The organism is Neobacillus cucumis (genome assembly GCF_016908975.1).
Lineage (GTDB): Bacteria > Bacillota > Bacilli > Bacillales > Cytobacillaceae > Neobacillus > Neobacillus cucumis.
In genome coordinates, this window is the sequence record NZ_JAFBEX010000030.1 from 39,662 (window position 1) to 51,794 (window position 12,133).

The following is a 12,133-nucleotide window of genomic DNA, read 5'->3' on the forward strand; positions in this document are numbered from 1 at the left end:
TGTATAATAAAATGTATAACAAATCAATAACGTGTAGATAAAGATGTTTTACAAATGTATAACTTAAGTGACAGAACTTTTAATTTATCTGATTTTGAACTGTTATATATCTTGTTTAACTTGAAATAAAAAACCTCTAGTTTTTAAATTGTTTATCAATATATTTTTAGTTGTTTTAGAATATGTTAAACATAAACAGGTGGAAAGTATAACAAAAAACTACAACACCACCAACATCGGAAAAAATCGCGCTTTTATTGGGAATAAAGTACATAATGTTAATATTTCAAGGTTTAGAGAGGGTATGGTCAAAAAGGCACACAACTTAGATGAAACAACCGTACTATCGTTGCCGGATCGAGTCATTTGATATGGTATCATACATCTAGAATGCTATATTTTGATTGAAATTTATCATCAATTATTATTAAGGATTGATTAGTAATCAGTAGACCACTAGTGATAGAATCTAGTGATTCATAAGTGAGTAATGAATCACTAATGAACAGAGTGATTTCTAATCACTAGTGGTATCAATTTCACAAGTGATGCAAGTGTAATGCACCATTAATAATGGATATTCAATCACTAATGACGAATAATCCACAAGTGAAATAGCTATTGTGCATAGAAAGTAGTATTAGTGAACCACTGCTGTCCAAAGAAGCACATATAATATATTTGGTATCAATCACTAATGATCATAAAAATGTAGAAAAACTAAGAGAAAAAAGCTAGAATAGTGAGAGAGTGAATCACTAATGAAGAATGATTTATATGTGAAGGAGAGGGGAGGCATTCGTCATGGAGGATGAATGGTGGCAAATTACCGATTTTGCAGTAAAAATATCTGAAACGCTGCAAAAAAAATACAATGATGAAAAGTTTAGCGTCCACTACAACACAATAGATAAGTGGTTCAAAGCACTTGAAACTAAACGAATTCACTACATAAATAGAGCAGCCGGTGAAAAAGTCTATGACAGGATAGACTTGAACATAGGCTGTTTTATAGCTGACGCAAGAAGAGACAACCGATTTAGATTAGATGTGATCTACGAGCAGGTGCCCAAACAATTAGAAGTGAGACCATTCCCAACTGACTTCAAAGATGATAACTCATTTGGCATTGATGAATCCATTATTGAGCGTAGAGTGTTAGAAAAGGTGACACCAATGATTGCTCAACAGTTTAGTATCTTTGAAGAAAAGGTCAGCATTCAATTAAATAAAATGATGGCTGAACAATTACATGTTGCGATTCAACAATTTTTACCACAACCAAAGAATGAGGAAGAAGAAAAGGCAAAGCTTCAAGAACTTATAAAAGAAATACTACCTCCATCTATTAGTAAGGAAGAAGAGTTAGCAAAAAGAAAAGATGAAAATCTTACTCGTTTGAGATTGGAAATGAAATTAGAAGAAGAGGCCATACAAGAATGGAATAAAAAATCTCCAGAGGAAAGAATGAAGAGGGTGGGAATTTTCCGCAAAGAGGAGGATTACATCAAAAGAGAAATTTTTATTCGAGCATACAAGAAGGAAAATTTGAATCGAGTGTTAGATGAAGTCTATAGAATAGAGTAACATATGAGCATCCAAGTAAAGGGTGCTCATTTTGTTTAAAAGTGAACTACTTTATCATAAATGGTTCACTGTAACATAGGGCTCAACAGGGTGAAGCACAAGTAATTCACTGTTTGTAAAGCAATAGCAATTACTAAATAATAAGTTTATGTCAAAAATATGTATCCCAAAAGGGAAGGCAGATGACATAAGTTTTAGTAGTTGGGCTTCGGAAAATATATTGGTTATTAAAGGAGAACAATATATTGAAACTAGGTTATGTATCTGGTTGTCTTAACTACCGAACAAACCATTTAATGCATCATTTCCAATATCAATTGATACAAATCTTTCAAAAAAATATTCACCTCCTTATTTTGCTTTCAGCGATCAGTTGAATGATTGATCTAACTCTAAGAAAAGCTACTAAAATCTAAAAAAAATATACCCCGGGAACCTTAATTTTGCCAAAAGACAAAGGATCGGGGTATCTGTTTCTATTTTTTTTTTAGTTAGAAGTTAGTGAACATCAATCTAGTTATATCGGCTGTTTGCTTTTTCTTTCAACCAATTAAGCATCTTTTCATCATTTTTTTTATTTTGTCGCTTATTTTCTTTTCTTAAGTACCGAGAGAGGGTAGTATGAGCAATGCCAATTTCTTCTGCTGTCTGTCGGATACTCATGTTTTGGGAGTCCATCATTTCCTTCATTGTTTCCGGAGTTAGGATTGTTTCTTCCATGCTTTCAAAGTCAAATGCTTGTTGTAGCGGTTCTATTGTCACAGAAGAGAAGTCAGTTAATTCTGTTTCTATTGTGGAGGCTGTTTCTTTATATGCTAGTTCTGGAATTTCAGTAAAAAGTTTTTCCGCTGACTCCGAAAATGTTCTTTCCTGGCTCATTTGTTGCATACGTTCAATAATTTTTTCGTTAATCGTATTGTTTGAATTGACTAACAAGTTTTTTTGGTTTTCCTTTACTACTATTTCGGTTGGGAAAATGGTCACAGTTAGTTTTGTCCAGTAATTATTGAACCAACCTTTTTTCCCAACCTGATTTTCATCGATTTCTTCTGTATACCCCCAACTTTTAATTACGCCATCCTTTTGCAGTTCATCTAAAACATTTTCAAATTTATCTCTTGTTTGCACGCCATTATAGCGGGAGGATATATCCATTATCTTTAAGAGAGTAGAAATCTTAAAGGGTTGTTGAAGAGACCGTTTTAGAGTTCGGATTTTCCATTGGAGATTTAAATATCGTGTTAACCGTTTATGTTCACGCTGGGTAAAATGGCTATACTGGAATACTTTAAGATCGAGCAAACCAAGCGAGCGGTTCGGACCGTCTAAATAGGGAGTCAGGATAGAGGTTGGTTTTACTTGTACCGCATAAATCCCTTTTGCTTCCCCCGTTTTTATATCGTAAGCCACACGGATCTTTCCAATCTCAAACATTCTCTGAAAATCTTTAAATTTAAAAAGTTCTTTATCTTGCAAGTCTTTCGTGTTAACCACTTTTACTTGCTGATCACCTAAAAATACCCAGATACTTGAAAGAGCGGCCACCCGTTTCATGATGTTGAAGCGATCTTCTTCACGATAGTCAAGCTCCCGTCCGTGGGCTGTCCGCTTCTTTAAATTTCTTAGCTGCAAGGCATCATTACTGTGAAACTCAATATACCCATCATTGCTCTTAGGTGAAACCATCCATAAATATGTAATCAAATCAAAAAGATCGGCCGTCATTTCATCGAGTGAGTTTATTGTGGATTCTATAAGCTCAAGCCACATTTCTTGTTGATCTGAGGTTAACTCGGCTGTCTGTGATTCATAGGGCCTAAGTTCAGCTAAACCTCTAACTTTGCCCCGGTTGTCAATAATCTGAGTCGCCAAGTAACCTTCATCTCCTGCCTTGAAGTCCCTTTTTCCCTTTGTGACTATGTCTCTCATTAAATGATAGTCAATATCCATACTGGAATAGATATAATCACGATTTAAAGCTTCTTCGATCTTTTCTTCGTTTACGCTTCGTTTAATCTCATCATTCGGAAATTCTTGTATGAAATGGCCAGCTAATAAAATCTTTATCGTGTCTTTATATTTTTCTACAGCATCTTTAATCATTTGTTTGGTTATATGACTTTCAAAGTATAACGTTTGAGTAAATAAGTAAAATAAAGCACGAAAGCTTGTCCCCATCATATTTCCGGGAGCTTGTTTTGTTACTTCTTCTTCTGTCATACTATAGGCTTCTTTTTTCCATTTATCTAAGATATACGGGCGATCTGTAAATAAACGCTTAGTTTCTTCAAAAATGACCACCTTGAGATTCTCGTAATTCAAGATTAGATGGTCATGGATTTTGTCATAAATCATCTTAAGAACATCCTCCCATTTGCCCACCGTGTGACGATAGCATGGATAATTACCCTCATTTTAGATGAATACTAACAAAAAATGCACCACCTTGTAAATGAATGCTATCAAAAAAATGCACCACTTAATTGTTATTATAGCAATTATGGAACGTTTTTCGAGTGGAAAATGCACCATATACCACACAGGTTTCGCTCAATAAGATAAAAATGCACCAATATATATATTAAATATCTCTTTTAGGAGTTGTGTTTACTATTCTACAACTAGTAACGCTAATTTTAATGTCAGCAAAAGGGGCATCAAACCATTGCAAAAATGCACCACATGTTCGCAGATCATATTTTAACTTGCAACAGATACTCTTCTTTATTACCTATTAGGAGTTATTTTAACTTTAAAACAACCTGATCTTCTTAAATTTCTCTATAATGCACCATTTTATGGGCATGTGAGCGGAACCTGTGTAGTAATTTCATTTAAAATGCACCAAAAATGGAACACGTTGAGCGGAACCTGTGTGCTAAGAAAATCATTGATACACCAATATATACACTAATTTTAACGTAATATTATCTATAAAAAGAGAGATCGAATTTGGCACATTTTTAGGAAAGTGAGCGGAACTTGTATACCAACAACCTACAGAAAATCCTAAAATGTGAGCGAAACCTGTCTAGTATTTTTTTATAAGAAAACCCTTCAAACCATTGATATGGTAACAATACTTTCATTTTCAGGTACATAAATCGTAAGTATAAAAAATGGTGCATTTAACTGATTTTTGGTGCAAAAGTGAGCGGAACCTGTATAACAAAAAAAAAATAATTTTTTTTCAATCCCTTGGGGCTCTAAGTCTCAAGGGACTTTTTATTTTTGGTGCATTTCTCTTAGAGAGCGTCAATTTTAAAGAATCGAGTTTTGTATACTTAATTCAACAAAAAGTTCCATGAAAGAAATGGAAATCGGTGCAATTAATGGTGGCAATAGATTAAGAGATTTTGCAATAAAGAAGGTGTGAATACATGGGAACGACTATGACAGCAAATTTCAAGAGAAGTCCACTTTCGATTGTTGAAATTATGCAATTTATGACACATAATGGCTTACGTTTATTCAAGAAAAAGGGATCCAGTCAACCCTTTAACAAAGTGGCTGCTTACGAGCAATCCATAAGTAAAGCTCTTTATCGTACAGGTGTTATATTTGTATCTCCGTCTAAAGCTGACCTTTCTGAAGGAAAAGGATATGTCGTAACTTCTTACGAAACACTCCAGGAAAAGTATAAGAACCTAACCCACTGGACGCCTAATATTTATCGGGGGGGTACATATTATAATTTCAAAAAACGTGTTATCAAAGGGCATGAACGAGAAAATCTAAAACAAATCAATGTAATTAGCCTTGATATCGATACGAAAGAAGTGGATCTGTACGCTTTATATCTTGGATGTGAGGAATTAGGATTACCACGGCCTAATCTACTTCTGGAAACGCCAAGAGGCTTTCAGGTTTTCTTTGTATTGGAAACACCTTTTTTTATACATAAAAACCAAGATTATAAGGCTTTAAGAGTTGCTGAGCGCTTATCTGAAAATATTCGAAAAGGGCTTAAAACGTATGTACCAGTGGATATTGGATGTGTCCCATTCGGTTTTTATCGTATTCCAAGAGAAGATAATATATTGGATTTTTATGACCAGCCCGCAAATACAAGTGAATTGTTAACGTGGTCTAAACAGTTTGAAGAACAGGAAAATAGGAATTTTCTACGGGTAGTATACAGCAAGAATTCCTCATTAATCGATCAAACATCGTCGGATTGGTATAGCGCGCTTATTCATGCCACACACATTGAGAAGGGGCATTTTGGCTCTAGTCGTAATAACGCCATAATGACGTTGGCGCTTGCTAATTATGCAAATGAACGGCCGTTTGACGAAGCATATGATGAACTTGATCAATTTAACAGCAACCTGGATCAGCCTTTAAAGAAAAGTGAATTTGATCGGACTCTAAAGAGTGCTTATTCAGGTAAATATAAGGGAGTAAAGCGTTCCTATGTAGAAGGCTTACTTGAACTATGGACAGATGGACAAGCCCAATTCAAGGGAAGGGAAGGCTGGTATAAATTTAAAAAACCCCGTGAGGAACGGGTACGCTCCCACTATAAGGAGTGGGAAAAAGACATCATTGCCTATTTGGATATACATACAAGCCCTGAAAAGCCGTTTTTAGAGGGTTCTTTGAGCAGCCTTGCTAAAACCTTTGGAATGTCTGTATCTTCCCTTAAGGAGGTTTTCAAGCAATCTAGTAAGCTTAAAAAACATACGATTGGTCGTGGCCGAGGAGCTGTCACAAAAATAACCAGCCGTTCTATGCTATTTAAAAATATGCTATTTTTACGTAAGAAGTACATTCAACATACCCAGATGACATTTGCCGAACTTTTACCCGAATTGAATCACAATATTACTGCGCTTGAATTCCCTACATTGGAAAGCGCAATGTTTACTCATGAAGTGGACATTATATACCGTTCTGGATCATCGCCACCGAAGAAAATGACAAGTTAAAATAACAAGCCAGTCTGCCAATACATATCTATATTCTCCTGTTGCTTATATTTTATTACTGACCTTAATCTTTGCTCGTAGTATGTCTGCAGTCACTATATTTACTAGCTAGTTTTATATTTTTATGTCTTATCTGAATGGATATGGAAATATTTTAAGCTATAAGCTAAGTTTTTGGGTCTTAAAGGAGGATTGGATAGTCTGTTTATACGTCTGTTAGGGGAAACGAAAATTCAAGAAGCAACTATTAATCTAACGTTTATGGTGATCTTGTGTTTAATTATTGCCATCTTGTTTTTTTTATTGCTCATTCAAATGGCTATGAGGTTGCTGAATTAGGATTTTTCTTTGTGATAGCGCCTATTTAATAAAATGATAACAATCTGTATATTCTGCCTAAAAATGAGACTTAAAAGGTTTTTCCAAAATTCAGGTAGTAAATTGATATCATCACTCAAATTAGTCGCAATATGCTAAAGTTCTTTTCGAATGGAAACATCTGGGACCCTAAAAAACTTATGTATGGTATTGGTTTTATGATATTGGCTGTTAAATCACCTCACATTGTTAAAGAGCTCATGTATTCATCAGGGGCAGGCCGTAAAGTAAGTGGTATAGGTACTGGAGCTGCAGCAACAGTTATAAAAAGTTCATGGATGCGCAGAGTTAAATAATATGAGGAAAGGGTCACTTATATGAGTATATTATTAAATTTTATCCTTCTGTTACTCCTTATCATTCTTGGACTGTTTCAACTAACCAAAGATGATCCAAACAAAAGAAAATCATTGTTAAATACACTAAAAATCGCGTCAAGGGAATTTTATGAGAATTGTAGAATAGTATTGGAAAAAATTAAAACAAAGGATTGTAGGTGTGGTTTATGAAAAAATCTTTATTAATACTTTCTACAATGGTTTTAACCTCTATACTTGGTGTTTGCAGTAAAAAATAAGTCCATTGAAGAAGTTTATTTAAATAATTTGCAACGAAGTGTAAAAGCGCATATCCAGGCTTCTAAAGAGAGTTCTTTGGATATAGCTTTAAACACTTGTGAAATATATAAATAATTACGAAATGATCTAAGAATGATTGAGTCAGAAATAAATAAAAACCTGGGTGTCCTTTATCAAGCAAAACTAGAAAAAAAAATATCTCTTGAAGAATTCAATCAACTTATGGAAAGCTTGGTTCAGCAAAAGAGTCAAATTGATGTAAGATTTTCTAAAATTGATCAGAATGAGATGATAATGAATGAACAACTTAAAACAGATTTAAAATATCACTTTTCTATCATTAAATGAATCTATATCGTTAGCAACTGCAGTATATACCATGACGAATGAAAAAACGATTCAAAATTTAAGGGACTTTTCCTTGGAAAAAAATTTGAAAGAAACTATCCAGGCAATTGACAAAACTACAAAACAGGTTGAATTTGAAATAAAAGAGATAACCGAAATTACATTTAGTAGATAAAAAGAATCTCAACCTTTTAGGTAAGAGAAAAGTTATCTAAAAGGTTGAGGTTTTTTATTTTGTTTCCTTTTTCATTTTCCATTGATTTAAAATATATGGTTTGTTTTTCTTTAATATATCTGAAAAAACATCTAATAATAATTCTGTATCTTTAGGGGTTAAATGCTCTGGTATTTCAAGGTGATTCTCTAAATATTTCTCTACTAAAGCTCCTTTTTGAACTAAACGGTGAGTACGTTCTCTTCTTAATGAATTATTCTTTTGATAATCAATTTGTTGAGCATGTCTTAGCTGAGCTGCTTTTAAATGATCTTCAAGAACCTGACTTTTTTTCTTTTTCTTTTCAATATCATCCAGAACTTTTTGATATTTTTCGTACATGTCTTTTTCCATTTTCTTACCCTTAATTGCTTACTAATTGAGAAACTTTAGTTTCATTCTTAGATTCATCTAGATTTTTTTGTAATTGGTTCTCTTCATTTGTTTTAAAAGTTTTTTTCAATTTATCGACATCATTTTTTAATGATTTAATGATGAAAAAAGCTGTATCGCTATCTTCAATTCCCCATTCTTCTCTGAAGATTTTTCCCAATTCTTCATCACGTTTTTTTTCTTCTTCTTTTAATTGCTGTTCAATCTTTTTCATTTGTTCTTTAAGATCTTTTATTTTGTCAGCGGCATTTTTTCGAGCCATGGAAAAAACCACCTCATTTGGATATTTTTCTATATTATAGCATTGTAATCCACATATTGGAAGTGATATAATTTCAAGGAACGAAGTGACATTGCGCAATTATACATAACTATTGTTATGTGCTTGCGAAGAACGAAAATTTCATTTTCGGTTCTTGATTTCAACTAACGTTGAAAGTTGTTTTACCAGTAGGGGCTATCAATCCAAAAGGGGGATACAAGTAGTGGCAGATACTCTTCATTTCAGTGTAAACATCATATCTAGAAAAGACGGAAGATCTACTGTAGCTGCTGCTGCCTATCGTTCTGACCAAAAATTGTATGACGAAAGAAATCAAAGAAGTTTTCAATTTAAGAAACATGAGATTCAACCAGAGTCATTTATCCTTGCTCCTTCACATGCACCTGACTGGGTAACAGACAGAGAGAGTTTATGGAATGAAGTTGAAAAAGTTGAAAAACGATGGACTTCCCAACTATCAAGGGAAGTATTAATTGCCATACCAAATAACTTAATTCAAGAGCAACAAACTGAGCTTGTTAAGACTTTTGTTCAGTCTCAATTTGTAGAAAAGGGTATGGTTGCAGATGTGAATATTCATCGGGATAAGTCACATAATCCACACGCACATATCATGTTAACGATGAGACCGTTCAATGAAGATGGTACATGGGGAGAAAAACGACCATTTACAGGACGATTAGATGAAAAAGGTAAGAAAATTTATCAAGATAATCCTTGGGATCATAAAGAGAATGTTCAGAATTGGAGAAACAACTATCAGGAATTAGTAAACAAAACTTATGAGCGATTAAACTTAGAAAGACGGTTTGATTTACGTTCATATGAGCGCCAAGGAAGAGATGAAATCGGTACTGTACATTTAGGTCATGTGGCTGCTGGAATGGAGAAGAGAGCTCAACAGAATGCGTTACAACAAGGTGTTGAATATCAACCTGTTTCCAAAGAAGGACAATTGAATTTAGATATTCAAAATGCTAATCGTGAGTTACGGAAATATCAACATGATTTGGCACAGATTAATTCAAGTATTATCGACCTTGAGCAAAAGAAACATGAATTGGAAATGGATATTCGTCGATCACTTGAAAAGAGTGGTTTATGGAACTACTTAAGCCCTCAAGAGAAAACAGCCATCACCTTTGTACGTAACCGAATAAAGGAAGATGTTTCATTATCATCAGCATTGAAATGCCAAGCCCAATTTGAAAATTGGGAGAAGGCATTAGAGAAGAAGATGAATGCAATAAAAGCTGAAGCTTCCATCATTGATCAATCAAAAGAATTGTATAACCAGTACAAAAATAGTCCAGACAACACCATTGCAAAAGACAGGGCAGAAATTCATTTAAAGCGTGCCGGTTTTTCAGTTGAAAAATATATGGAAGAGCTAAAAGAAAGAACCATTGTTTTCCGTAAGAATTTAGAAAGCTTTAAGCTAGAAAAAGAGAAATTTACGGAGAACAAAACAAAGGTTGATGAGGCGGTAAAAGTACTTGAGGACGTTTCCTTAACTCAAGCAAAGATTCTATATAAGGATGATAAAAAACTGAAAGAACTCCCTATTCGTGAAATAGATCAGCTGATTCAAGAGTACAGGAAATCCGGTAATCTTATTCCTCTAGATCAGGCACCTGAATATTTAAGGAATAAAGAAAATCCTAAGCCTTTTCAAGAAATGAGTTTATTAGATCAATATGATAAGTTCCGAAAAGATAATCAATTCGTTGTGAACTGGATCAGGAGCTTAGATAGGAAAGAAAAAGCAACTGAAGAAATTCGTCTTACAAATCCTGCTGAATACGCAAAACGAAAAGAGGAAATGGAGAAACAACGTGTTGCTGTAGCAGAAAGATTAAAGCATCTTAAAACGTCTTTAAGCATCCTAGAAAAAGCAATGATATCACATGTTAAATCGCAGTATCCGAGCGATTCTAGGCTAGATCATCTTGACGGAAAAACAGCTGTAAAAATCTTACGAGCAAATGAAAAAGAAAAACGTGTTATTCCAATCGATGAGTTTATGAAGTATCTGGATAAGACTCGTCAAGATCTTTCCGATTCCCATGGTCAAAATCAAGATCATCCTGAATCTCAGGGTAGAAACATGGAGCCAAGAAATCAATACGATGATAATCGTGTTCAAGCTGAAATGATGAGTAATATTGCATATAGTATCAACAACCTTATGGATGATTCGGAAAAGGGAAGAAAAACCAACATAGAAAGATCATTAGAGGAAAATAAATATAGGCGAAAAAATAATGATGGTAGAGGCAGATAAGGAGGGTTCTATTGAAAAATAGAGTTGATAAGGGAACAGTCTTTATGTCCATTTTGATTTCAGTATTAGTAGTGAGTTTAGCCGATTTATTTCTTTTAAGTTTTTTTATTAACTTTCCAAAGCATAAAGACATCAATACTATTACGAATGCGATGAAGAATCCAATTGAATTGATTCGTGTAGCAAAGCATGTCAATTTGTTTCAACCCTTACAACTAGCGGCTGTGTTAGGGCTGATATTCCTTTCTGTTAAAATGTATAAATTGATATCTGGAAATGGATATAAAGAAGCATCTGAATATGGTGCTCATAGTACGGCTCGTTATTCAAAACATAGCGAAATTTTTAACGATAAAAACTTCGTTAAGAAGACTTTTAATAAGTCTGCAAAGGAAAATTTGAAAAATACTCCTGGGTTAATTCTAGGATTAATCAAAAATAAACCGTTGATTTTACCTGAGAAAACAACAATTCCTAATCGAAATGTGTTTATCGTTGGTTCACCTGGATCCGGTAAAAAGTATTTTTAAGATGTTATCATAGTTAATGAACATTATGGGAGGTGGAATTATGTCATCATCAGTTTTTATGGCACTTTATCGTCCGAAAGCAGGGAAAGAAAACGAGTTAAAAGAAATTCTTAAAGTACATATACCAACGTTACGAGAAGAAGGATTGATTACAAATCGTGAGTTATTAACTCTTCAAGCGGAAGATGGGACAATTATTGAAATAGCTGAGTGGATGTCAAATGAGGCTATAGAAAAAGCACACCAATCTGCTAAAGTAATGTCCGTTTGGAATAAAATCAGTTCTGTTGCTGAACTGACTAGTCTTTCATCACTTGCTGAATCTCAAGCACCTTTCCCTAATTTCAAACCTTTATAGACATAAAAAAAGTGGTGAAACTTGCATTTTACTCATTTCACTTTTTCTGATTAATAACTGAATTGATTTTAGTTAAAATAATAGCTTGGCAACTAATTGCCAAGCTATTTCTTTTGTTTTTAGTTATTCATCTCTTATTCAACAAAAGAAGCAACCCGTTAGCCATCCATGAATCGCTAAAAAACAGCTCTTCACCACAAAGAATGAAAATGTATTGAATCCGTCCATACTTGTTCTAAGGCTGGGAGA

General features: G+C 33.9%; 10 protein-coding genes. 7 read left to right on the plus strand and 3 right to left on the minus strand.

Annotated features, from left to right (window positions below; translation table 11 throughout):
• Nucleotides 1-804: 804 nt before the first annotated feature.
• Nucleotides 805-1,587, plus strand: coding sequence for a hypothetical protein (locus tag JOC76_RS25990; RefSeq protein ID WP_205181715.1), 783 nt, complete (start codon nt 805-807; stop codon nt 1,585-1,587).
• A gap of 513 nt (nt 1,588-2,100) precedes the next feature.
• Here JOC76_RS25990 and JOC76_RS25995 read toward each other — a convergent pair.
• Entirely contained in the window at nt 2,101-3,942 is a 1,842-nt protein-coding gene (locus JOC76_RS25995) for a helix-turn-helix domain-containing protein (RefSeq protein ID WP_205181716.1), read from the minus strand.
• Between the two features lie 1,025 nt (nt 3,943-4,967).
• Here JOC76_RS25995 and JOC76_RS26000 point away from each other — a divergent pair.
• The 3 genes from JOC76_RS26000 (at nt 4,968) to JOC76_RS26010 (ending at nt 7,822) form a co-directional block, all read left to right on the plus strand.
• A complete protein-coding gene (locus JOC76_RS26000; RefSeq protein ID WP_205181717.1) occupies nt 4,968-6,518 on the plus strand; it encodes a primase C-terminal domain-containing protein in 1,551 nt (516 codons plus the stop codon).
• Nucleotides 6,519-7,036: 518 nt separating this feature from the next.
• Complete coding sequence (locus tag JOC76_RS26005) at nt 7,037-7,192, plus strand: hypothetical protein (protein WP_205181718.1); 156 nt, start codon at nt 7,037-7,039, stop codon at nt 7,190-7,192.
• A gap of 414 nt (nt 7,193-7,606) precedes the next feature.
• Nucleotides 7,607-7,822 carry an EF-hand domain-containing protein gene (locus tag JOC76_RS26010; protein ID WP_205181719.1) on the plus strand — a complete coding sequence of 72 codons (216 nt, stop codon included), beginning with the start codon at nt 7,607-7,609 and terminating at the stop codon, nt 7,820-7,822.
• 229 nt (nt 7,823-8,051) lie between these two features.
• Here JOC76_RS26010 and JOC76_RS26015 read toward each other — a convergent pair whose 3' ends face one another.
• Nucleotides 8,052-8,390 (minus strand): hypothetical protein, encoded by a 339-nt coding sequence (locus tag JOC76_RS26015; RefSeq protein WP_205181720.1) that lies wholly within the window; start codon nt 8,388-8,390, stop codon nt 8,052-8,054.
• 10 nt (nt 8,391-8,400) lie between these two features.
• On the minus strand, nt 8,401-8,691 hold the full coding sequence (locus JOC76_RS26020) for a hypothetical protein (RefSeq protein ID WP_205181721.1): 291 nt from the start codon (nt 8,689-8,691) through the stop codon (nt 8,401-8,403).
• A 223-nt stretch (nt 8,692-8,914) separates the two neighbouring features.
• Here JOC76_RS26020 and mobQ point away from each other — a divergent pair, with 223 nt between their 5' ends.
• The 3 genes from mobQ to JOC76_RS26035 are packed head-to-tail and all read left to right on the plus strand — an operon-like array spanning nt 8,915 to nt 11,884.
• Nucleotides 8,915-10,996, plus strand: a complete 2,082-nt coding sequence (gene mobQ / locus JOC76_RS26025; protein ID WP_205181722.1) for a MobQ family relaxase — start codon at nt 8,915-8,917, stop codon at nt 10,994-10,996.
• Between the two features lie 11 nt (nt 10,997-11,007).
• On the plus strand, nt 11,008-11,526 hold the full coding sequence (locus tag JOC76_RS26030) for a hypothetical protein (protein ID WP_205181723.1): 519 nt from the start codon (nt 11,008-11,010) through the stop codon (nt 11,524-11,526).
• A gap of 40 nt (nt 11,527-11,566) precedes the next feature.
• Nucleotides 11,567-11,884, plus strand: a complete 318-nt coding sequence (locus JOC76_RS26035; protein ID WP_205181724.1) for a hypothetical protein — start codon at nt 11,567-11,569, stop codon at nt 11,882-11,884.
• Nucleotides 11,885-12,133 lie beyond the last annotated feature (249 nt).